Source organism: Streptomyces sp. NPDC090994, assembly GCF_044768905.1.
Lineage (GTDB): Bacteria > Actinomycetota > Actinomycetes > Streptomycetales > Streptomycetaceae > Streptomyces.
On the sequence record NZ_JBIVWS010000028.1, the window covers coordinates 53,663 to 75,831 of the forward strand.

A 22,169-nucleotide genomic window follows, 5' to 3' on the forward strand; every position below is an offset into this window, starting at 1 on the left:
CCGCTGGACAGTTCCCGCTGAAGGTGCTGGCCGAGCTCGACAGAAGATCCGCTGCCTTTTCGCACAGTACGCTCACGATGTCGGGCTCGGCTCTCGGTCGTCCGCGGATCCGTTAGCAGCCTGCTTAGGCATGGCACCGCACCGGCAGCCCGACGGCGGTCGCCACTCCGCACGCAGCCGACACCGTCAAAACGCGTCTGTCACATCGAGCACGTCATGCCGGACGTCCGGTGTCGGTCAGCGGCAGCACCACCGTGAAGCGTGCGCCCCTGAGCGTCGACGGTGCTGCGTCCGAAGGCAGGGCTCGGATCTCGGCGAAGTCCGGTCTGACCAGCTGGAGAATCTTCATGACGCGGGCCAAGCCGGTCCCCCGGCCCGCACCGCGCGTGGAGTACCCCTCGCGGAACACCACGCGTTCCCGTCCGCGTACTTCGGCGGGCAGGCCCGTCCCGCTGTCCCGGACGTCGACAACGGCGTCGTACGCCTCCAGGGCCACGTCGATCCTGATCGTGCCGCCCTGCTGAGCTGTGAGAGCCTCGGCCGCATTGTCCAGAAGCTCGTGGAACACGACCCGGAGGGCGGCGTCGTCGACCGAGACCCAGGTGTCTTCGGGACAGCGCACGTCGACGTGCACGTCAGGGTGGACGGAAGGCAACTGCGCGGCCAGGGACGTCAAGACGGTGTACAGCGCGGCCGTGCCGACCGGGACGTCAGGGTCGGAGGAGGCTGTCTCGGCGAGGACGGCGCGGGCCTGGTCCAGGAGTTCCTCGGCTTTCGCGCTCCCCGTCTCGGCCAGGTGCTGGAAGACGGGATAGGACGGTGCCAGAAGGTGACGGTTGGCCGGCCAGCCCGTGAGCATCGCGACTTCCGGAGCGACGGCGCACTCGGCCTGGGCAGCCGTCTCCGCAGGGATCCGCTCGACGGCTTCGACCAGTTCCGTGTCGGCCCGCTGCCACAGACGCCGCTCTAGACCGGAGTTCCGCAGCGTCAGCTCTCCCCCGGCGGCCCTCTGAAGAATGCCGTTGGCGAGCAGGGCCTCGGTGCCGGCGGCGATCGGGGCGTCGACGTTCCTGCCCTCCGCCACCGCTTCCGCGATGACCCGCATGTCCTCCGCCGACGTCCTGCCGTCCGGCCCCGCGACGACCAGCGCCGCCCAGAACGCCGCCTCGGTCTGCGGATCCGTACAGCGGCCGAGCAGTTCCCGTTCCAACGCCTCGACGAGCTGGGGCTGGTCTTCCCAGGGTGCAACGCGGCGCGACCCGGACGCGGGGCCGGGCCATGCCCCGTCCGGTTTCACGGCCGCGTGCAGCATGACGAGCAACAGCCCGGGGTCCATCCCCGTGCAGCCGGCCATGGCGTCGGCCGCGACCGCGTCCCCGGCCCCCGTCAGGTCGAGGATCCAGCGCAGCGTCTGCCATGCGACGTCCCGGTCGGTGCCCAGGACGCGCTGGAAGTCCTGTGCCGTCGGGCCCGTCAGCGCGGTGACGGGCCACTGCCGGGCGATCCGCCGCAACAGCAGGACGGCACGCCGCTCCCGTACGGTGGCCAGCCGCAGCAGATCGCGCAGGGTGACCACGGCCACGTTGGTACGGCCCAGGTACCCGGAGGGCTCCAGGTCCGGGCCGATCGCGACGCGGGGCCGCTGCCCGGCGGAGTCGACGAGATCCACGGGAACGTCCCGCACCTCCGGGCGCGCGACGAAGAGATCGATCCGTCCGGAGGTGTGCAGCCGGCGCAGCGGCTGCTCGGCGAAGAGCCCGTCCAGCGAGGTGAGGAATCCGTCACCGTACGGTCGGCGGTCGGCTCGGGGCACCGGGCCGTCCGAGCCGAGGAACCCGGCCAGCGCGGCGGCGAAGTCCGCCGCGGAGCGCTCGTGGTTGTGCTCGAGTCCGGCGTAGGCGTCGAGCAGTTCACGCCCGTACCGGTCGACGGGGTTCCACCGGGCGAACCCGGCGTCCCGTTGCACCGTCTCGTCGCGGATCAGGTGCAGGACGCGCTCCGGGGTGAGCTGGCGCCACTGTGCCGGCCGCAAGGGCGGCACGGCCTCGGGGAACAGGGCCCCGGCGGGCTCGTGGGCGAGTCGGGAGCGCACGATCTTCAACTGGCCGGCCTGGAGCAGCTCTTCCAGGTCCGAGTTGGTCCCGTCAGGGTCCGGCGCATCGGCCTCCCCGTCGGCGGACCTGGCGGCGATGCGGGCCCGCAGTATCCGTGCCTCGTCCTCGATCGCCTGGTCGATGGCCTCGGCCCGCTCCTTCATCAGCCGCTGGGCCTCCGGCCGGCGACGACGGGCGACGACGGCGAAGCCGTCCACCTCGTCCTGCCGCATCTCCAGGCCCGCCGCCTCGGCGCGGCGCACCAGCTCCTTGCCCTCCAGCTGGACGGCGGCTTCGGCCCGCTTGCGGGCAGCCTCCAGCGCGGCCCGTCGTGCCTCGGCCGTCTCCGCCAGCTCCGCGCATTCGTGGAGCATGGCGTCCGTCGCCATGAACTCTCCCTCCCGGAGGAGGTGGTCGAACACGTCGTCGGGTCTGCGGCCGCCGAGCGCACTCAGCAGGCCGTCGCCCAGCGTCTTTCCGTCGGGGTCGGCGGTTCCGTCGGCCAGCGCGATCAGCACGGCCGGGTGGCGGAAGCGGCCCGGCCAGCTTGCCAGCAGGTCACGCAGCGGTGTGGTCATGGGACTCCCTCAGGGATCTACTCAGCGGCCGCAACTGCGTGAGCAGGGCCAGGGCCGGAATCCGGTGCGGATCTCCGAGGGCTTCCGCCTCCATGAAGAGCTGATTCCAGTGTGTCGTGACGAACGCGGCCAGGGGCAGGTGACCTTCCGGAGCCGCTCTCCAGGCACTCCCCTGGTCCTCCGGTCCGGCGGTCTCCAGGATCAGCCGGCGGGCGTCCTCGACGATGCCGGCGAGCCGGTCGGCGTAGTTCAGGTGCCGGCTCCACTGGATCTGCTGCCGCTTGCGTGGGCCCGGGAGCCGAGGCATGTCGGCGACGATCTTGTCGATGTACGCCCTCATGTCCCGGTCGGGAAACAGGGCTGCCAGCTCCTCGCGCGCACTCGCCGTGCCCCCACCGGCCAGTCCCACGGTGGTGATCCCGTGCAGGAAACCGTCCGGCGCGCACAGCGTCTCGTGGGCGTACCGTCCGGAGGCGAAGCCGAAGCTCTGCCGGGAGGAGACGAAGTTCTGGGCCCGCGCCGCGAGTTCCCGCCACTGCCGGGTGATCCGGTCGGCCCTGGAGAACTGCTCCTCCTCCCCCGCCAGCAGGGTCAGCGGAAGCGCCGTCAGCGTGTCCTGGTGGTACGCCACGGCCAGTTCGGCCAGTTCCGACCAGGTCGGCGGGATCCCCTCCAAGGCGTCGTCGCCACCTGTCAGCTCGGTGTACGCGAGGATCCCGGACTCGCCACCGCGCAGCAGCAGCTCGGCGATCGTGCCCACCAGGGCGACGGCCCGCTCGCCCGGCGAACCTGTACGCAGTTCGTCCACCGCGAAGAAGAGCAGCTCGCCGGCGGGTCCGTGCTCCACGGGTACCGCGGCGGTGGTCAGCGCCGGTGACAGCGCGGCCGACCGTCCGATCCGGGCGGCGAGAAGGTGTGCCTCCATGAAGGCGTTCCGCCGCCAGGCGTCCGTGAGCAGCCAGTTCGCCCAGGTGTCCCAGTCGGGCCCGGGGTCGGGGTTCTCGCGGAGCGTTCTGGCGATCTCGGCACGGAGCGATTCGGGCGGGCATTGCGGATCCCGCGCACGCGCTTCCAGGATCTTCCAGGGGAGCCGCGCCGCGGCGTCGGCACCCCTGTCCGCGGCCCGCGCCGCGGGGCGGGCTGAGGCCGCGCGTTCGCGGGTCGGGAGGGTGTCCCAGTCGGGGATGCCCAGGGTGCGGGTGAAGGCGACGGCGAAGTCGGCGCCGAGAATGTGGAGCCCGATGTGTCCGCTGTGCGGATTCGACACCGACCGGGCCGTCGGCCGGCCGAGCGGGGAGTAACTTCCGGTGAGCACCTCGTGGTCGCTGACGACCGCGCGGGCCGCCGCGCGGCCCTCGCGGTAGGTCCGTTGCCGACGGAGATCCGCGAGGAGATCGTCGTACTTCCCGGGCGCGGACACCGGAGCCGGGAGGGCGGGATGGTGGAGGTGGAGCACCGCGCCGGCGTCGATCCGGGCGCGCAGCCGGCGGGCGAGGACGTCTCCGCAGACGATGCGGTCGGCGCGGTCGTCGGTGACGACAAGCCGGTCCATCGTTCCGCCGAGGGCCTGGTGGACGGCGTCTCCGTAGTCGGCGTCGTCGGTCGTGCGGACGATGGGGTCGCCGTGGTGGAGGGCGGCGACCGCGCCGACGAGCCGAGCATGGACGTCCTCCCACTCGGCGGCCCACACGGCGCGTGCGGCGACCGGGTCCGCCTCCCAGTTCTCGTCCGGGGCGGGGAGCCGGTCCGGCGCCATGACCGCCGGCACGGGGGCGGCCACCGCGGTCTCCCGTGTACGGCCGAAGTCCTCGTGCCGGAAGGTGATGCGCCTGCTGTCGGAACGGTACGGGTACACTCGCCGGGCCCACACCAGCAGGTCGACGACGCAGCGGGCGGGGCCGGCCGCGTCCGGGGCGGCCTGGACGAGGACGCTGCTGCCCGGGTCGAAGTCGAGGACGCTGCGGGTTCCGACGAAGGCCCGCTCGTCGTCCTGGATCAGGACACAGGCCCGGGTGCGGGAGCTCCGGTCGGCGAGCAGGACCTGTTCCGGATGCCGTGCCTGCAGGTCGTAGAGCGCGTTCTCCACTTTGGAGGGCAGGGTGGCCGTGGGATCGGTTCCCCAGACGAAGACCAGGGTGACGCCCCGCGCGAGGGCCGCCTCCAGCTCGTGGAAGACGTCGTTCAGCGCCGAATAGTCGATGGTGGGGACGGACAGGACGAGTTGGTGCCGGGCCCGGCGGATGAGCTCGCCGCGCCACCAGGTCACGTCCTCCCCCGCGGCGACCGGAGTGGCGGCGGCCCGGAAGCCGGAGAGCTGGTGGACTCGTTCGGCGATCTGTCCGGCGACCTCCGTCAGCTCCTCGTTGCGCGCGGGCATCGTCGCCGGTTCCGCGTCGGGGGCCTCCGCCACCAGGGCGGCGAGCCGGTCGGCGAGGTGGCCGAGGTCGGTGCGCTCCGGGCTGGCCGGCTCCGCCTTGTTCCGCAGGGAGGTGACGAAGGGATCGGCCGGACTGCGCTCTGCGAGTGCCGCGATCTGGCTGCGGAGCCGGTCCCGGGCGGAGCGGTTCCAGCCCGAGGCGTCCGCGAGGTTCAGCGCGAGCCGGTCCGTCTCGGGGTCGATCTGGACGGTCCCACTCACGGCGAGCCAGCGAACGCCTCCGTCGGTGCTCAACAGCGGGTTGCCGAAGGAGACGTCGAGGATGTTGCTCCGCAGCCCCTTGTCACGCTGCTCGTGCCGGACGGTGGCGCGCACCGCGCGCAGCAGCTCGCCGCGCGGCAGGTCGTCGGCCCCCACCCCCTGGGTGATCGGGACTTCCAGGCTGTCCGGGGGCGGCCTGAGGAGGGACCGCTCGAAGACGAACACGCACCCGGACAGCGGTTCGAAGACGAACTGGCGCTGCTCCGTCTGGGTGGAGGCGTCCTCCAGGCCGCCTCCCGCCGCGATCAGGTCCTTGGCGGCGTCGGTCAGTTCGAGAAAGCCGTCGGAGAAGTCGATGGAGACGTAGCCCTTGGTCCACAGACCGTGGATCACGTCCAGCATCACGCGGTGCGGCAGGGAGAACAGGTGGGCCAGCTCTTCGACCGTGCGCCGGCCTGCGACGATGCCGCGTACGACGAGGCCCTCCAGGGTGGTCGCCCCGGCTTCGGGTCCGAGCACCAGGTTGAGGGTCACGACGTGGCAGGGCACCGCGATGTCGACGGTCCCGGTCATGCGTCCCCCGCCTCCTCGGCGTCGAGGAACGCGGGCGCGGGCACGATCGCCTTCTGGTTCCCGAAGACGTCGATGACGGTCTGCCAGTTCCTCCCGCCGTGCTTCTCGAAGTGCCGCAGGTCACCGACCACGACGAGGAGTTGCCTGGCCCGTGACAGCAGGACGTTGACCAGCTCCGGCTGGGCGACGTGGCCCACGTTCTGCCGCGGGTGCGGCCCCTGCTCGACGGAGCGCACGAGGGAGACGACGACGAGATCCGCCTCCTGTCCCTGGAAGGAGTGCACGGTGTGCACCTCGTCCTGGAGTCCTCGCTCTTCGAGGCGCTTGCGCAGCAGCTTCTTCTGTTGCGCGTAAGGGGTGAGCAGGGCCAGGTCCTGGGGCGCGGTCCGCTGTTGCCGCAGGGTGACGACGAGGTCCCGGACCATCGCCGCCTCGCCCGGGTTGCTCCAGTAGGGCTGGTCCTTGCAGTCGTCCCGCAGTGAGGTGTCGAGCCAGACGAGCGGCATGTCCCGCAGGAAGTCCGGCCGGCGGAGACCGTGCAGCCTCTTGTCCTGAGTGGGGGGCGACTCGAGGAAGCTGACGGGCAGGCCCTTGTCGTCCTTGACGATCTTGCCTCCCTCCGTCCGCTGCTGGTAGAAGGTCCTCGCCACCGGCTCGGCGATCGACGGGTGCATCCGGAACTGGCTCACCAGCCGGTTGAGCGGGCGGGGTTCGGCCGGACTCCGCGGCTCGGCCGCACGCCGGGGCGGGGGTACGGGCATAGGCCGGGGCCGCGGTTTCACGGCGCCCGCCTTCCGTGCCGCGCTGCCCTCGCCGTTCCCGTCGTCCTCGCCGGTGGCGTCCCCGGTCGGCTCCGCGAAGAGGGACCCGAAGAGTGCCATGTGGCGCAGGTAGCGGTCCGTGGCCTTCACATGGCGCACGATCTCGTCACTCTTGTTCGATGCCAGTCCCGCCAGGAAGCCGGCGAGGTCCGTCGCACGGTGTGGCCCGAGCTGCCGGTGGTCGCCGATCAGGGTCCAGCGCACGCCGAGGACGAGCGGCATGATGATCTCAGTGGGCCAAGCCTTCGCCGCCTCCTCGATGATCACCCAGTCGAAGACGTCGTTCGCGTCGCGGATGTCGTCGTTCAGGGTGCCCGCGATGGAGCAGGTGGCGAGGACGATGTTGGCTCCGGCCTTGATCCGGTCCGAGATCTCGAGCTCGTTCCCGTTCACGATCCGTGCCCACTCTTCCCTCAGGTGCTGCTCCGCGTCACTGAGCTCGGTATCGTCCTCCGCGGCGACGGCGGTGTCGCGCGCCGCGTCGATGATCTTCGTTTTCAGCTGCTCCGTCAGCGTGGACAGGGTGTACGGCCGCAGGGCCGGCGGAAGTTCACCGGGGCCCCGGCTGTCCTGGAGTTCCCGCAGAAGCAGTACCTTCCCCTCGTCGATCTCCTCCTGCAGCTGCTCGGCCAGGCGGATGCCGAGGTGGTCGAGCGCGTGGTTCGACTGAGCACTCACCAGCACCCGTGCTCCCGGCTCGGCCCGCAGGTACTGCTGTACCGCGTGGGTGGCGACCGTGGTCTTGCCGGTACCCGGGGGTCCCTGCAGCGCGTAGAAGGGGTGATAGTCGAGCATCTCGCCGATGACGCTCGTGGCGTTGCCCTTGAGGTGCTTGGTCCGTTCCTCGTCCTCGTGGCTCCACTGGCCGCGACTGAGGCGGATCGAGGACGGACTGTGCAGCGCGCGCATCAGGCCGTGCTTCTGCCGCAGCGCTTCGACCCCGCGTGCCATCCGGCGCAACTGGATCTCGGTACCCCGGTCCCCTGCCGGGCGGATCCATCCCCGTTCGGGCAGCGCCTGGCCGTTCAGCGCGATGACCGTCACGGAGTCCGCGTCCGCCCTGCCCTTGATCCTGACCTCGAAGGAGTCACGGCCGAAGTGAGGTTTGCCGCCTTCGTCGCGCACCACCGTGAGCGTGCCGCCGCCCTCTTCGTGGAGCAGCGCGTCGGCGAAGTCCCCGAGGGGGGGCCGGCGCACGCGATCCCCCGCGTACGCGGTGAGCAGCGGTGAGTTGTTGATGCGTTCGCGGTCCCGTTTAGGGTCGTGCTCCAGCACGTACGTCCTGCCCTCGGGGGCGTCGTCGGGCAGCCGGTAGGCGTACTGGCGGGCCCGGTGGATGACTCCCTGGTACTCCAGCATGAAGTGCATGGACTGGAGGAGTTCCTTGTTCTCCGGGTCCGGAGGTGCGCTCGCCGCCTTCACCGCTTCGGTGATCGGCACCCAGGACGGGCGGTCCTCGTGCACCTGGTCGCCGAGGGCCTGCCCGATCTTGTACGGGACGAGGTCCATCCGGCCGACCCGGCGCCGCGGCCGGGCGGCGAGTACCTCCGGTGCGAACCTCCGGTCGACCACATACTTGATCACCAGAGTGTCGTCATGGGTCTTCTTGATCTCTCCGGTGAGCTTCTCGTCGTACAGGAAGGCACAGAACCACACGGCCCGTTCGCCGATCAGCACCCACTCCGCCTGGGCGAGCCGCTCCTCCCGCCCGGCGTACACGTACCCCTTGGCTCCGCCGGACACCCAGACCAGTTCGGCCTGCCGCAGCTCCCTTTCCAGGAAGGCCTGGAGCTCCTCCCTGCCGGCCTCGTCGACGGGGCTGCGAGAGATCCAGTGACGCTGGCGGTAGAGGGTGTCGACCGACTGCACGGGCATGAAGGCGACGAGGTAGGGCTTCTTGGTGTCCCGTTGCGGGGACCACACCGAGCTGATGGCCTCCCAGTTCTCCTCCAGCGCCCGGGCCGCCTCGAAGGAGGAGCACCGGCCGCGCGGTTCGGGATCGAGCATCCTGAGGAGCACGTTGCGCAGCTCGCGCGGCACCTGGGCGGCGGTGTGCACGTTCAGGTGCGCGCGCATCCGGGCGTGCAGTTCCTGTAGCGCCCGCGGCAGCTCCGCCGGTGCCGCCGCGGCCACGGCGGCGTACGCCTCCGGAAGGTTCTCGGCCAGCGGGCCGCAGAACAGCTCCCAGCCGAACACCCCGAGCCCGAAGACATCGGTGCTGGCCCAGTCCCGGCGCGGCGGCGCGTTGTCGGAGAAGAGCGACGGCCAGGTCTCCGGGGCGAGGTACGCCAGGTGGTGGGCGGGCTCAATGCCGTCGTGCGCCTCGAGGTACAGGTCGTTGACGAGACTGCGGTAGTCGCTGTCCCGGGACGGCGCGTACATGGACTGGACGAGGTTGCCCAGGAGGGCGCTCATCTCGAAGCGTCCCAGGGCGAAGGAGTAGCGGTCCTCGCTGTCCGTACGGCGGATCGTGATCGCGGCCGGTGTCACGTTGCGGTGCATGATGCGGGCGCCGTGCAGCTGGCTGAGGGCGTCGACGAGCAGGCTGTACTGGTCGAACACGACGGCCTGGTTCTGCGCCGCCCAGCCCGGGAAGTCGCCTTCGTGCCACTCCTCGCTCACCCGGTTGCCCGCCTGCCGCGTCAGGGTGAACGCCGCGCCGACCCCTTCGTCGTACCGTCCGTCGACGAATTCGGGCAGTGCGGGGTGTCCGAGCGCCTGGAGGCGCAGCAGGCTGCGCACCTCGTGCTCCCACAGCTCGCCGACGATGCTCGTGACGTTCCGGAACACGCACACGTCGAAGCGTTCCGCGTCGTCGCCGGGCCGGGTGAGGGTGGCCCGGATCATGCGCCCGCCCGCGACTACGACCGGGACGCCGCGGATGACGTACGGACCGAAAGGGGCACTGTCCCCGGTGAAGAGCGAGTCGAGGACGTCCTCGGGGGTCTCGTCGCCCAGTTCGGTCATGGTGACTCCTTCTCCCCTGGGTGGGTCCCCGGCGGGTCGAGGGCCTCCACCACGATCACTCCGTCGTCCAGTACCAGTGCGGTACGGCCGCGGTCGAGCACGGCCCGGTCGCGCAACCGGGCACCCAGTCGGTCCGGCAGCTGCGGCGGGCTTCCGGGCAGCGACGCGGGCCTGACGTCCATGGAAGGCCGGTCGGCCCCGTCGGACGCCGCGCACACCCGCCATGTGCCGTCCGGGAACCCGAGCCGCAGGAGCTCCTCGCCGTCGGGACCCCGTGCGCGGTCGACGCTCGTCGCACCGGCCAGTGCCTGATCCGGGGGGCCGCCGGTAGCGTGCGAGGCACCGGGCGGGTGCGGGCTCCAGAGTCGTACGGCGCTGTCGCGTCGGGAGGCGGTGACGGGCATCGGCGTCCCGTCCGGTCCGACGAAGGACTGGATCCGGACGGTACGGGCGGACGCCCCCTCGCGGAGCACCGCGATCCGGGTGCGGGTGTCGGGGTCCCACAGGCACAGGGATCCGTCCCGGGCCGCCGTGACCAGCTGTGCGCCGCCGTCCGGCACGGTGATCGCGCCGATCGAGGTCAGTGCCGTGTCGCCGGTGTACAGCGGCTCGCCGTCCTGAGTCAGGCCGTCTTCGGTGAGCGACCAGAAGGTCACTTCCGCCGCGGCCTTCGCATCGTCCGCCGTGTCCTCGGTGTGCGCGGAGACGAAGCGTACGGCCCCGGCCGCGCCCGGCAGCAGGGCGAGGGCGGTCGGGGGCGTGGCGGGACGATGGGAGACGAGGCTCCTCGGCGCTTCGCCCGAGGCGTCCCAGAGCCTGACGTAGCCGCCTTCGTCGACAGTGACCAACCGACGCTCCGGCACGGCGACGATGTCGCGCACGCGTCCGCCCGGCTGATCGCCCGACCGGGGCTTGTGCTCCGGCTCCGTGAGATCCCACAGGGCGACGTAGCCCTGCGTGCCGGCCAGGGCGAGCTTCGGCCGCGGTCCGAGCACCGCGGCCATGGCGGTGAGGATCGCGGGCACATCGGTCTCCGTGTGGACGGCGGGCGTGTCGCCGAGGTCCCAGACGCGTACGCGCCGGTCGTTGTGGGCCACGGCGAGCCGGAAGCCGTGGGCGTGGCCGGACGGGAGCGCGGCCATGGCCAGCAGGCTCGTGCGCAAGGGGGCGGGCACCGCCACGACCGGCTCGTGCCCGCCCCACGGGCCCCACAACAAGACGGTGCCGTCCTCCGCCCCGCTCGCGAGCAAGGGGATCTCCGCCCCCCAGGAGACGAGCTCCTTGACGGGCCGGACGTGGCCGTCGAGCGGCAGGTGCGGGGAGTGCCGCTCCAACCGGCTCCAGCAGACCCGCCATCCGGCGTCCGGTCCGGCCTCGGTGTTCCCGCCGGTGGTGCGGGCCTCGCCGAGTTGACGCAGACCCGGCCTGTCGCCGGGTCGCGACGCGCGGATGAGGTGGGCGGAGGCGACGGTGCCCAGCACGGCGCCGGGCAGTTGTTCGGCGTCTCCGGCCACGGAAGTCAGCGACATCCCTGCGGAGAGGACGTCCGCAGCGAGGGCGGGGAGGTCGATCCGGTCGAGCACACGGGGGTGGGCGGCCAGCTCCCGCCAGCCGACGGGGCCGGTCGCGGCCGCGTGCCCCGACAGATGACGGGCGAGGTAGCCGGGCAGCGGGGCGTCGGGGGCGTCCTCGATCCGGCGCTCCGCGAGACCCACGAGCGCGCGCAGGACGGCCTCCCTCTCGCGCGGGACCGACCGCTCCAGGAACCGGTCCGCGAAGGTACGGTGCGCGAGCCGGTGGACGGTGTGACCGTCCTCGCCGTCCAGGAGCACGTACGCGGCGGCACGGTGGAGCAGCAGGGCGATGTCGGCGTCCCCGGGGGCCTCCGCACCCGGCTCGAGTGCCGCGGCGACCGTGGTCCACACCTGGCCGGCGCGGGGCAGGCCGCGCCCACGGGTGTGGGCGAGGGCCGCCAGCAGCGCGTTGGCCTGCGGAAAACCTTCGGAGATCCGATCCACGGCGGAGTTGAACAGGCCTCGCTGGTCGTGGGCGAGGAGCCGGTTCAGGTCGGCGAGCCGCTCCGGGCGGAGCAGCTCCGGGCGCTGCCGGATCTCCTGGACGACGAGCGAGGCCTGGAGGAACTCCCAGTCCCCGGCCGCGACCCTCTCGCGCACGATGTCGGCGATCCCGTCGACGGCCGCGGTGTCGCGCCCGGCGGCCGGCGGCTCCCCGGGAGCGGTCTGACGCAGACCTCGGGCCACGTAGCCGCGTACGGCCTCGGCGTCACGCTCCAGGACGTGCACCCGCGCATGTCCGGTGGTGCGCCCGAGTGCGTCGAGCAGTTCTTCCGAGGCCGTGGGGGCACGGCGTCCGGGAGTCGGTACCGCGTGCGTTCCGGAATCGGCCCGCGGCTCGTCCGCGCGGACCGCGCCGCCCGGTGACGGGGGGCCGCTGGGGAGGGCGGGTGCGGTGGGCCGGGTGGCGACGAGGAGGCGTACGCCGGACAGCGGGGCCAGCTCTCTCAACAGGCCCGCGATGAGCAGGGGTTCGCGGGCCTCGTCGAGTGCGTCGACCATGACGAAGGTGCCGGCCCGGGTCTCCACGGCCTTCCGCAGGGCGGCGATCCGCTCGTGGAGGGCGAGCCCCGGCTCCGGGAGGTCGATGCCCAGCAGGGTGGGGAGTCTGCCGACCATGTGGTCCAGGGTGGAACCGGCGAGGTGGAGCACGGCGTCGACGGCGGGGAGCCCGAGATCCGGATCAAGGCGGTCCGCGAATCCAGCGGCGTCCAACTCCTCGCCGACGGCGGGGTACGCGTGCAGCAGCAGGTTGCCGAGCAGTGCCGACTTCCCCGCCCCTGGGGTACCGGTGATGATCAGCATGCCCGGCGCGTGCGGGTCGGCGGCCCAGCGGGCGATGTCCCTGCGGTCGGCCTCCCGGCCCATGAAGCCCCAGGAGAGTTCGGTGAGACCGGTTCCGATCCCCCTGCGCAGCAAGTGCGCCATCGCGCTGTCCGTCTGGGTGTCGAGGAGCCGGTGGAGCCGGTCGTAGTCCTCGACGGTGGCCGTCACGGGCAGCGGGTGTGCGGCCCTCTGCCGTAAGGGAAGCTGCCTGCTGCACCCGATGGCGCGCGCGTTCACTCCGGCCTGAGCGTTGAGGCGGTGGGCGAGCTCTCCGGGCTGGATCCCCGCGTCGTGGTCCGTGAAGCCGTCCAGGACCTCGGTCAGCTTCTCGCGGAACGTGCCGAGGTGTCCGGGGCCGAGATACTCGCCGGACGCGACCAGCAGCAGGGCCAGTTCCTTGTCGCCGGTATCGCCGATGCGGGTGAGTTCTTCCGCGACCCGGTCCACGAAGCCCCACGAGCTGCATGCCTCCACGACCACGAAGGCCCAGTGCGGTGCCACGCGCCGCCTCGCCTCGTCGTGGAGGTGCCACGCGAACGTCTGGGGTACGACGCGGCCAACACGGGTGTTCTCGGGGTTCCCCGGCACGAGCAGGTGCTCCTGTCGCTCCGTCCCCTTGCCGTGTCCGATCCACAACAGGACCGAGGTGCGTTCGCCTGCCGAGGCCGCCCACTGGGCCAGCCGTTCCTCGACTGTGTTCAGGTCCCACTGACCGGGCTGCGCGACACCTGGTGCGGTGACGGCGCCGAGGCGGCCGAGGAGTGCGGTGATCGCGGCGGCCTCCTCGGCGGCGGCGACGCGCGGCTGGTCGTGCACGTCGTCGAAGGTGAGCGCGTGGACGGGTAACTCGTCCACGAACTCGGTGCCGTAGAGCTCCGTCACCACGTCCCCCGTGCCCCTGTACTAGTGATCGTCAGCGACTGCCATGACCAGGTGGGACACCGGCTCGAGGCCACCGGTGACCTCGATGCGGAAGAGTCCGGGGCCGGGCAGGGTGCACTGCCCCGACATGGTCGTCGGGTCGGCGCGATCGGGCTTGAGGACGGTGCGGGCCGAGCTCTCCGCGCCGGTGACCTCCTCCAGGGTGCAGCGCACCTCGGACGGGTCGTCGGCGCCGGTGAGACGGATGGTGAACGGCTCGCCCGGCCGGGCGGCCTCGGGGGCGTCGAGGCCGAAGTGTCCGGCGCCGAGCACGGAACCGCGCTCGGCGAGATCGCGCAGGCCGCTGAGCGCTGCGGCGGCCATCGTTCTGACCTGCTTGGAGGACATCAGGGACCCGTGCTTCCGGGCGACGGCGATCTCCGTCGCTGCCCCGGTCACGGCCGCCTCACGGAAGACCGTGCCGTCGCCCAGGGCGTCTTCGGCCACCGCGCGGCCGCTGCCGTCACGGCGGAGCGTCCCGTCAGGCCGACGAGCCGGCAGACTCCGGCCGGTGACGGCCTGTCCGCTCTCGATCCGCAGGCTCAGCGGGGTGGGCTGCTCGACGCCCACGATCATGCTGTGTCCGCGCAGTTCCGTGCCGGCGCCGGCGGCCTGCCAGGCCTGGGTCTCCCGGACGAGGTCGGCGTCACCGCCGAGGGCGGTCATGTCCGAGACCGTCAGGCGCCGCGTGTCCTCGCCGTCCCAGACGCAACGGTACGAGGGAAGCAGGTCGTACAGACCGGGCATCGTACGGCCGGCCTCCCGCAGCGCCTTCTTCGGCAGCCACGGAGCACCCGCCTTGCCGCTGGCCAGCACGACGGCGGACTTGACGGAACCGAGGAAAGGGGTGCCGGCGGTCAGCACGGCCCGTACGTCGTCGGCGGCGCCGGGAATCCTGAACAGCTCCCGGACAAGGAGTCCGCCCATCGAATGAGCGACGAAAAGGAGTTGAGCCGGGCGCTCCTCCCCCGTGTCCCTCATGTGCCGCAGGTGCTCCGGGTGGGAGCGCCAGCGTTCGAGGTGACGGTGGGCGGCATCTGCGAGGAGGTTCGCGTTGTGCCGTACGGACAGGCGCCAGTCATAGGGGAACGGAACGACCGCGTGCGGATGGACGGCGTACTTCCGGAGGTCGCTGACCATCCGGCTGTAGGGCTCGATGCCGCCGAGATCGGGCATCCACTCGTGAACCGAGAGCAGCCCTCCGGTCTTGATTCTGCCAGTCCGACCGGCGCGTTCGTCTTCGGTCACCGCCAGCGAGCGGAGACGATCGGCATGCATCCGTGCGGTGTATTTGAACAGATGAGGCGCGCCCCACAGCACCTTGCCGCTCGCCGAGTCGATCAGCTCGCTGCCCATGATCCCAGGGACGACCACCACAGCGTCGTGTAGTCGCCGCCTCTGAGCCGTCCGTGTCATCCGATCCGTAAAGCCGGTCACCAGATCATTATGGCAACGACCTGACGGCCGCGAACGGCACTTCACAAAAAGGGAAGTGAGACGCGTTCCACCCGGTCGTCGACTCGATCAGCCGAGGAAGGTCAGCCGCACCTTCCGCTCCGGGTTGTCCTTGTTGGTGTCCACCAAACTCCGTTAAGGCAACCCCGACTCTAGCCAAACCGACGCAGAGCCTGCACTGCGTCCAGGGACCGCCGACCCGCACAACCGGTCGATGCCGACCGCAGAGGTATCCGGGTTGTCTGCGGCCTCGTCGTGCAGCCTGAGCCACTTCGCAGGGCGCCGGACCTCACTCACAGGCACCCTGTACGCACGGCTCGGCCGACCACTCTTCCGCCGCCCACAGCCCACTGATGCTCCTATTGATCGTCAAGCGCTCTGAGGCGCGAGACGCAAGGTACTTTCACTTCATGCCACTGACTCCCGACGACGAAGTCCGCAGCCGCGACGAACTGGTCTCCGTCGTTCGAGAACTGCGCCAGGACTACCTCCGTCGGGGACACGAATGGGAGAACCAGAGCCTCGACCGCTTCTTTGAGGCCCTTGCGGCATGGATGCATGACTCGCCGGGCTGGTACCAGAACGTCGGGAAGGAACTCCCGGAAGGCGGGGATTGGACCTTCCTGGCCAGAGCGCTTCAGGCCGCCACTGTGTATGAGTGAGATGTTCGTGTCGAACGGTCAGGCCGCATGGAGCCAGTCGCGGTAGGCGTGTGCGAGGTCGTCGTCTCGGCGGATCCCGCGTTCGAGGGTGGAGATGGTGGCCGGCCAGAGACCGAAGTGTTGGGCGGCCGCGGTGAGCGTGATGTTCTTGGACTGGCGCAGAGGCCGCAGGTCGGCGATGCCGGGGACGGCGACGGTGGTGGTCAGGCAGCGGAACATCTCCCGGGCGATGGCCCGCTTCAGGAGTCGGATGATCTCCTTCTTGGTCCGGCCCGCGGCGGTCTGCCGGGCAACGTATTCGCGGGTGCGGGAGTCGCTGGACATACGGACCAGGGCGATGCGGTAGAGGGCGGCATTGGCTGTCCGGTCGCCGCCGCGTGAGAGGCGGTGGCGGTTGGTTCTGCCGCTGGAGGCGGGGACGGGTGCGGCTCCGCACAGGGCGGCGAAGGAAGCCTCGGTTCGCATGCGGTCAGGGTTGCCTCCGGCCGTGACCAGCAGCTGGGCGGCGGTGTCGGGGCCGACTCCGTAGACGGCTCGCAGGCCGGGGTTGTGGGCGCTGACCTCACCATCCAGGGACTTGGTCAGCTTTTCGTGCTCGGCAGTCAGCTCCTTGACGCGCCGGGCGAGACTCCTCAATGCGGTGAGGACCGCGACGTGGACGGCGTCCCCGGTCGGTCGCAGCCGGGCCAGGGTGTCGGTGCGGTCCGCCCCCTTGAGCTGCCCGTATTTGGCGCGGATGGTCTCGGGCGCGGTGAAGAGAAGATGGGTGATCTGGTTCAGGGCGGCGGTGCGTGCCTAGACGGCGGAGCGGGCGGCGTTGTGCAGGGCGCGTATGCCGGCGACGGTGTCGTCCTTGGGGGCGCTGGAGGCCCGCCCGGACAGCGCGGCACGGGCTGCGGCGTAGGCGTCGATGGGGTCGGACTTGCCGATGCGGCGGCGTTCGGCCCGGTCGGGCCGGTTGACCTCCACAACGTCAAGGCCCGCCGAGCGGGCGGCGCGGGTGAAGCCGGCGCCGTAGGAGGAGGTGCCTTCCACCCCGATCGCGGTCACCTGGCCGTGGGCGTTCAGGAAGGCCAGAGCCGCCGCGTATCCGGCGGCGGTGGTGGCGAACTCGGCGTCCGCGAGGTGGCCGCCATTTTCGCTGATCACCGCGACGTGGATGGTGTCGGCATGGGAGTCGACCCCGCCGAACACGTCCTGATCCGCGGTGTCGTCCACAACCTCTGATGTCATGCTGATGGTGCCTTCCCAACCGGAGGTGAGCACCGGCCGGGTGGCGCAGACAGGACATTGAGGGGGCTTCTGACCAAGCTCCTATCAGGTCATGTTCCGCCCGGCCGGAGCCATGAGAACAGGTCCCGGCGGCCGGACAGAACAGCGGGAAGACAGCCCAGCAGGGCGTCAGTCAGTGCCCGAGTCACGACCACCGGAACCTGAGTATCAGCATCAATGTCAGTGCCCAGGTTTATCGTCATGTGTGACGGTTCGGGAATATGACGGCTCATGCGTCAGCTGCTGCCGTAACGCGGGTGCAGGGTTCTCATCCCCATGCTGGGCACCAATCAGACCGCGGCGGACACTGCGCTCTCGTATCTCCCGAGACTGGTTCGGTCGATTCCGGGCGGCAGGAAGAAAGCTCTTCGCCAGGCGGTGGAAGGGAGCTTCACGTCATGGCCCGGCCTGAGAGGGAAGGCCATCACAGCGTTGAAGACAATCGGATACGACACCGAGCGTGTGGGGCTGCTTCGCCGCGAGCGCATCAGCAGGGGCAACGACGACTGAAGGCTCGGCTGAGCGCGAACGCGGGGGGGCGAGGACGGCCGCCGACGCTTCCTACGGATGTGTGGCCATGTCGTCGGTGGCCCGGATGTGTGGCCGTGTCGTCGATGGCCTGGCAGGACGCGCCCGCGCCTGCGTGCCTCAGCGGCGGCCGACCGGTGGACGTGGCTGGTGATCACCGCTCATACCCAGCTCCACCTCGCCCGGCCGCTCGTCGCTTGCCTCCGCCACCCGTGGGATCGGCCAGCGGTATCGAAGAAGCTCGCCGCCGCCCGCGTCCGGCGCGCGTTCAGGAACCCCCACACGAAGGCCCTCTTACAGCTCCTAACGGAATGACCGAGTCAAGGCTGCGCTTGGCTTCCTCTGAAGACCGGCGTCAGGTTGGAGGGGACAAAACTCCTGGTCGCACTGGGTGGCGCGCCCGTAGGCTGCACATGTGATCGAGGAAGACGAGACCAACCCGGTTGTCCGCGTCGGAGGTGACCGGTATCGAACGATCAGCCTGCGCTTCCACCAGCTGACACGTTCCTTCCCGGAAGAGCGTGATGACCTGATGCGCGACTTCCTCGTGACAGCTCACGGTGAGTCGGCGCGGATCGAGGTCATGGTGAGGACCTGGGACGGTGACGGCCTCGACGTCTTCCTTGCCGAACTGGCAGAGGCGTTCCGAGGATGGAACGGCACCAGGACCTGGCGCTCTCTTGAGAATGACTTGACGCTGGCTGCCGAGCACGCAGGGTCGCACGTCCGGTTGACGTGGGGGCTACACGACCGTCTCCCCGACGACGAGTGGCGTTTCGAAATGACGACCATCCATGCTCCTGGAGAAGACATGCGCCGCCTTGCCATCGAGATGCGTACCTTCCTGGAGTCGGACCCGCTGTAATCAGCGAGGGCAGCTCGTCAGTCGTCTACGGCCGGCACAGCACGCCAAGTTGTCGATAGGTGATCAAGCAACAGGCGAGTTTGAGGAATGCTTCGTGGATGTCGGCTCGCCGTTCCCAGCGGATCCGCAGACGTCGGAAGCCGTGCAGCCAGGCAAATGCCCTCTCCACGACCCAGCGGTAGGTGCCCAGTCCGGTGCCGTGCAGGGTGCCGCGGCGGGCGATCGCGGGCACGATGCCGCGGGCGCGGACCTGGCCTCGGTAGATGTCGTGGTCGTAGCCCCGGTCGGCGAACAGGGAGTTCGGCTTGCGGCGGGGGTGGCCGACCCGGCCGCGGACCGGCGGGATTACGTCGAGCAGGGGCAGGAGCTGGGTGACGTCGTTGCGGTTGCCGCCGGTCAGCAGCACCGCGAGCAGGGTGCCGTGTCCGTCGGTGATCAAGTGATGCTCGGAACCGGCTCGTCCCCGGTCGACCGGCGATGGGCCCGTGTGCTGCCCCCTTTCAGCGCCCTGACGTGGGGAGGAGTCGACCACGCAGCGGGACCAGTCCAGACGTGCGGCCGCGTTCAGTTCGGCCAGCAGGATCTCGTGCAGCCGTTGCCAGACGCCGGCCTCGTTCCAGTCCCGCAGCCTGCGCCAGCACGTCATGCCCGACCCGAAGCCGAGGTCCTTGGGCAGGTACTCCCACTGGATCCCGGTGTGCAGCACGTACAAGATCCCGCACAGCACGTCCCGGTCCGGCAACGGCTTGCGACCTGGATGCCGGAACCTGCGCTCACGTTGCGGCAGCAGCGGTTCCACAAGGTCCCACAGTTCATCCGACACGATCCACGGCGACGTCCCCACACCGAACCGAACGCTCAACTGCCGTGCCGGACACGGCATCCTGGACCGATCCACCTCATTGTGTTAGCCGCTGTAAGGGGGCCGTGATTCACGAGCGCCTGGTGGCCGAGTACGGGTTCACCGGCAGCTATCAGCGGATCAAAGTGTACTTGCAGGAAGCCAGACCCCGCGTCGCGGAGGAACTGGGCATCAGTCCGGGTGAACTGGCGGGCCTTCACCGCAGGTTCGAGGTGGTGCCCGGGGCCCAGGCCCAGGTCGACTGGGGTGATGAGAGAAAGGTCCTCGCCCATGTCGGCATCCCGAAGGTCTACTCGTTCCACATGACGTTGTCCTACTCGCGCGATCCGTTCTGCTGCTTCACCACCAGCCGGGACCTGACCACCTTCTTCGACTGCCACCGCCAGGCATTCGCGCACTTCGGCGGCGTCCCGATGTCGATCGTCTACGACCGCACCAAAACGGTGGTCCGCCGACACGTCGCACCAGGTGAAGCCGTCCCCCTCCATCCGGAAGCCGTCGCCTTCGCCGGGCACTACGACTTCGATCCCGACGTCCTGGCCGCCTACCGGCCCACGGGCAAAGGCCGGGTCGAGCGGCAGGTGCTGATCGTCCGCGACCACGTCCTGGCCGGACGCGCCTTCTCCTCCATCGAGGAACTCAACGCCGCGTTCACCGCCTGGGTGCCGCTGCGACGGGCGAAGGTCCACGGCACCCACGGCGAGGTCATCGACCTCCGGGCGATCCGCGACCACGTCGCTCTCCGCCCCCTGCCGCAGACGCCCTATGTGGTCACCCAGCGGCATCTCCGCCATGTCGGCAAAGACTGCCTCGTCGCCTTCGACGCGAACCTCTACTCGGTGCCGGCTCGGAAGGTCCGCCCTCGCCAGCTGGTCGAGGTCAGGGCCACGAAGTCCCAGATCATGCTGCATGCCACCGCCCCCCGGTCACAGCGGCGAAACCCTGCTGGCAACCCATCCGCGGGCCGTCGGTCGAGGCGCCCGGATCGTGGATGAGAAGCATTGGGACGGCCTGCCCACGGGAGCCGGCCGCCGCGTCACTGCTGGCGATGGAGGCCTGCCGCGGCCCCGGCGTCACGACGGTCCGGGCTCGCAGGCCGGGCCGCTTGCGGCGCTGCTGAACCGGGCCGCGGTTACCCCGGTCGAGGTCGGCCGCAGGCCTTTGTCGGTCTATGACGAGCTGACCGGCACCCGTCCCTTCACCACCCACCGAACGCCGAAGGAATCGTTTTGAGCGAGCTGGTCTCCACCCGCATCCGCAACACGGCTGGCAAGCTGGGCCTGCCGCATCTGGCCGAGGCCCTAACTCAGTACGCTCAGCGGGCCGATGAGGCCAAGATGGGCTACCTCGACTTCATCGACCTGGTCCTTTCCGAAGAACTCGCCGTCCGTGACGACCGCCGCTTCCGCACCGGTCTGCGGATCTCGAAGCTGCCGCACCACAAGACGCTGGACGACTACGACTTCTCGTTCCAGCCCGAGCTCGACCCCCGCAAGGTCAAGGACCTCGCCACGTTGTCGTTCGTCGAGGCCAAGGGTAACGCTGCCCTTCTCGGGCCACCGGGAGTGGGCAAGACGCATATCGCCGTCGCTCTCGCGGTCGCGGCCTGCCGGGCCGGCTACTCGATCTACTTCACCAGCCTCGACGACATGGTCCGCAACCTCAAGTCCGCCGAGGCCGCCGGGCGGCTGACCAGCAAGCTCGGCAGCTACCTGCGGCCCGCTGTTCTCGTGGTCGACGAGGTGGGCTACCAACCCCTCGAACGCGCGGAGGCCAACCTGGTCTTCCAGGTGATCTCAAAGCGCTACGAAAAGGGCTCAATCATCCTGACCTCGAACAAGACCTTCAGCGAATGGGGACAGGTGTTCGGCGACGAGGTTCTGGCCACCGCCATCCTCGACCGCCTCCTGCACCACTGCGACGTGATCTCCATCAACGGCCCCAGCTACCGGCTCAAGAACCGGCTCGCTGCCATCGAGCGAGAGCAGGACAACGCAGCCTGACAACGACGTGGCCGACAATGAGCGCATGGACGTCCCTGAGCTGCTCGAATCGGCTTCCCTGCTGGTTCCGGAAGAGACCGCCACCGAGAACGACATCACGGTGCGAGACATCTGGGACTACCTCGTCCACGACGAGTGGGAGATCGCCCTGGGCCTGCTGGAGGAGCTCGGGGACGGTCATCCGCTTCCTCTCACATTTTGGGAAAGGCTCGCCGACGCGGCTGACCAGCTCCGCCTTGAGCGGAGCTCGGCCTGGTGCCACTGGCGGTGCTCCGAGATCCGCAACGGCGTGATCCGGGCGGACCTGACGCTCCGTCCTGCCGCCGAGGCGCGACGCACGACGCCAATCGCTAGCCACGGTGTTCTGCGGCCCATGTGGGACATCGGACACCTCTCACCCACCGGTGAACGCGCGGTCAGCATCGCCCGGCTCTGGGTCGAGGACATGCCTTCTCTTGAGCCCGGCGGGCGAGCCACGGTTCGCCTCGTGCCCCTCACCCCCTCGCAGTGGAAGCACGTCCAGCCCGGCCAGCTGATCACCATGCATGAGGACCGATCCGTGGCCGGCACCGCAGTCATCCTGGAGGTTCACTGCCCTGCCACCGCCTTGCCCGCAGGATGACGTCGACTGATCGCAGAGCCCTTGCTGGTGCACATACCTCTGTACTTGGTGGAGCACTCATAAAAGTACGCCGACAGCGAACCGATCAGGGACCACCGCAGCGCATCGACATCATCGACGCACCCCTGATCTGGTACCCGCTCTGCGCAGCGTCGAAGTCGTGGACACCGAGGAAGTACGGCGAGCTACCGACCATGCACTCGTGGTTGCCCGTTTCAGCCTCCCCGACCTGCGCCGCTCACTCTCATCGGTACCCTGACTTTCCCTCATACCGCAGCGGCCCCTGTCCGGTTGTTCGCACTTAGAACTCCTAGCGGAATGCTCTGCGAGGACTTGAGAGCTAACTCAGGGGTCGTGAACGAACGCGGTTGCTACTGTCCGGACGTGACCCTGACCGACCTCAACAACG

At 70.0% G+C, this 22,169-nt stretch carries 13 protein-coding genes and 2 pseudogenes; 7 read left to right on the top strand and 8 right to left on the bottom strand.

The window, feature by feature from the left end; all coding sequences use genetic code 11:
- Positions 1 to 214: 214 nt before the first annotated feature.
- The 5 genes from ACIQR3_RS34140 to ACIQR3_RS34160 are packed head-to-tail and all read right to left on the bottom strand — an operon-like array spanning position 215 to position 14,847.
- The gene (locus ACIQR3_RS34140; protein WP_403544909.1) at positions 215 to 2,671 is read right to left on the bottom strand and encodes an ATP-binding protein; all 2,457 of its coding nucleotides are present in this window, start codon (positions 2,669 to 2,671) and stop codon (positions 215 to 217) included.
- Positions 2,652 to 5,882 carry a hypothetical protein gene (locus ACIQR3_RS34145; RefSeq protein WP_403544911.1) on the bottom strand — a complete coding sequence of 1,077 codons (3,231 nt, stop codon included), beginning with the start codon at positions 5,880 to 5,882 and terminating at the stop codon, positions 2,652 to 2,654. The genes ACIQR3_RS34140 and ACIQR3_RS34145 overlap by 20 nt, the downstream gene beginning before the upstream one ends.
- Positions 5,879 to 9,670: an AAA domain-containing protein gene (locus ACIQR3_RS34150; protein ID WP_403544913.1), complete on the bottom strand. Its 3,792-nt coding sequence runs from the start codon at positions 9,668 to 9,670 to the stop codon at positions 5,879 to 5,881. Before ACIQR3_RS34150 ends, ACIQR3_RS34145 begins: the two co-directional genes overlap by 4 nt.
- Positions 9,667 to 13,452: a hypothetical protein gene (locus tag ACIQR3_RS34155; protein WP_403544915.1), complete on the bottom strand. Its 3,786-nt coding sequence runs from the start codon at positions 13,450 to 13,452 to the stop codon at positions 9,667 to 9,669. Before ACIQR3_RS34155 ends, ACIQR3_RS34150 begins: the two co-directional genes overlap by 4 nt.
- A gap of 21 nt (positions 13,453 to 13,473) precedes the next feature.
- On the bottom strand, positions 13,474 to 14,847 hold the full coding sequence (locus ACIQR3_RS34160; protein WP_403544917.1) for a hypothetical protein: 1,374 nt from the start codon (positions 14,845 to 14,847) through the stop codon (positions 13,474 to 13,476).
- 509 nt (positions 14,848 to 15,356) lie between these two features.
- Here ACIQR3_RS34160 and ACIQR3_RS34165 point away from each other — a divergent pair.
- Positions 15,357 to 15,608, top strand: a complete 252-nt coding sequence (locus ACIQR3_RS34165) for a hypothetical protein (RefSeq protein WP_403544919.1) — start codon at positions 15,357 to 15,359, stop codon at positions 15,606 to 15,608.
- Positions 15,609 to 15,626: 18 nt separating this feature from the next.
- On the opposite strand, the gene ACIQR3_RS34170 is transcribed toward ACIQR3_RS34165, so the two are convergent.
- Together ACIQR3_RS34170 and ACIQR3_RS34175 are read right to left on the bottom strand one after the other, a co-directional pair.
- Positions 15,627 to 16,244, bottom strand: a complete 618-nt coding sequence (locus tag ACIQR3_RS34170) for a transposase (protein WP_403544921.1) — start codon at positions 16,242 to 16,244, stop codon at positions 15,627 to 15,629.
- A gap of 159 nt (positions 16,245 to 16,403) precedes the next feature.
- Positions 16,404 to 16,841, bottom strand: a complete 438-nt coding sequence (locus tag ACIQR3_RS34175) for a transposase (RefSeq protein WP_403544923.1) — start codon at positions 16,839 to 16,841, stop codon at positions 16,404 to 16,406.
- Between the two features lie 315 nt (positions 16,842 to 17,156).
- Here ACIQR3_RS34175 and ACIQR3_RS34180 point away from each other — a divergent pair, with 315 nt between their 5' ends.
- The 3 genes and pseudogenes from ACIQR3_RS34180 to ACIQR3_RS34190 all read left to right on the top strand — a co-directional run bounded on the left by ACIQR3_RS34180 (position 17,157) and on the right by ACIQR3_RS34190 (position 18,273).
- Complete coding sequence (locus tag ACIQR3_RS34180) at positions 17,157 to 17,390, top strand: hypothetical protein (RefSeq protein ID WP_403544924.1); 234 nt, start codon at positions 17,157 to 17,159, stop codon at positions 17,388 to 17,390.
- A 111-nt stretch (positions 17,391 to 17,501) separates the two neighbouring features.
- Positions 17,502 to 17,684 (top strand): annotated as a pseudogene (locus tag ACIQR3_RS34185) (transposase); the annotation flags it as partial.
- Positions 17,685 to 17,823: 139 nt separating this feature from the next.
- Positions 17,824 to 18,273, top strand: a complete 450-nt coding sequence (locus ACIQR3_RS34190) for a DUF6228 family protein (protein WP_403544926.1) — start codon at positions 17,824 to 17,826, stop codon at positions 18,271 to 18,273.
- 25 nt (positions 18,274 to 18,298) lie between these two features.
- Here the strand turns inward: ACIQR3_RS34190 and ACIQR3_RS34195 are convergent, their stop codons facing one another.
- Positions 18,299 to 19,156, bottom strand: a complete 858-nt coding sequence (locus ACIQR3_RS34195) for an IS5 family transposase (RefSeq protein ID WP_403544927.1) — start codon at positions 19,154 to 19,156, stop codon at positions 18,299 to 18,301.
- Here ACIQR3_RS34195 and istA point away from each other — a divergent pair.
- The 3 genes and pseudogenes from istA to ACIQR3_RS34210 form a co-directional block, all read left to right on the top strand.
- Positions 19,072 to 20,368: pseudogene (gene istA / locus ACIQR3_RS34200) on the top strand (IS21 family transposase); the annotation flags it as partial. The gene ACIQR3_RS34195 and the pseudogene istA sit on opposite strands and share 85 nt — an antisense overlap.
- Positions 20,365 to 21,138, top strand: a complete 774-nt coding sequence (gene istB / locus ACIQR3_RS34205; protein ID WP_403544929.1) for an IS21-like element helper ATPase IstB — start codon at positions 20,365 to 20,367, stop codon at positions 21,136 to 21,138. The pseudogene istA and the gene istB, both read left to right, overlap by 4 nt.
- A 25-nt stretch (positions 21,139 to 21,163) precedes the next feature.
- On the top strand, positions 21,164 to 21,760 hold the full coding sequence (locus ACIQR3_RS34210; RefSeq protein WP_403544931.1) for a hypothetical protein: 597 nt from the start codon (positions 21,164 to 21,166) through the stop codon (positions 21,758 to 21,760).
- The last annotated feature ends 409 nt before the right edge of the window (positions 21,761 to 22,169 follow it).

Excerpts from the sequence above, each read along its gene's own strand:
- ACIQR3_RS34160 (WP_403544917.1), bottom strand. The coding sequence starts at position 14,847 with ATGGGCAGCGAGCTGATCGACTCGGCGAGCGGCAAGGTGCTGTGGGGC.
- ACIQR3_RS34195 (WP_403544927.1), bottom strand. The coding sequence starts at position 19,156 with ATGCCGTGTCCGGCACGGCAGTTGAGCGTTCGGTTCGGTGTGGGGACG.
- ACIQR3_RS34175 (WP_403544923.1), bottom strand. The coding sequence starts at position 16,841 with ATGACATCAGAGGTTGTGGACGACACCGCGGATCAGGACGTGTTCGGC.
- ACIQR3_RS34145 (WP_403544911.1), bottom strand. The coding sequence starts at position 5,882 with ATGACCGGGACCGTCGACATCGCGGTGCCCTGCCACGTCGTGACCCTC.
- ACIQR3_RS34180 (WP_403544924.1), top strand. The coding sequence starts at position 17,157 with ATGCTGGGCACCAATCAGACCGCGGCGGACACTGCGCTCTCGTATCTC.
- ACIQR3_RS34150 (WP_403544913.1), bottom strand. The coding sequence starts at position 9,670 with ATGACCGAACTGGGCGACGAGACCCCCGAGGACGTCCTCGACTCGCTC.
- ACIQR3_RS34165 (WP_403544919.1), top strand. The coding sequence starts at position 15,357 with ATGCCACTGACTCCCGACGACGAAGTCCGCAGCCGCGACGAACTGGTC.
- ACIQR3_RS34210 (WP_403544931.1), top strand. The coding sequence starts at position 21,164 with ATGGACGTCCCTGAGCTGCTCGAATCGGCTTCCCTGCTGGTTCCGGAA.
- ACIQR3_RS34140 (WP_403544909.1), bottom strand. The coding sequence starts at position 2,671 with ATGACCACACCGCTGCGTGACCTGCTGGCAAGCTGGCCGGGCCGCTTC.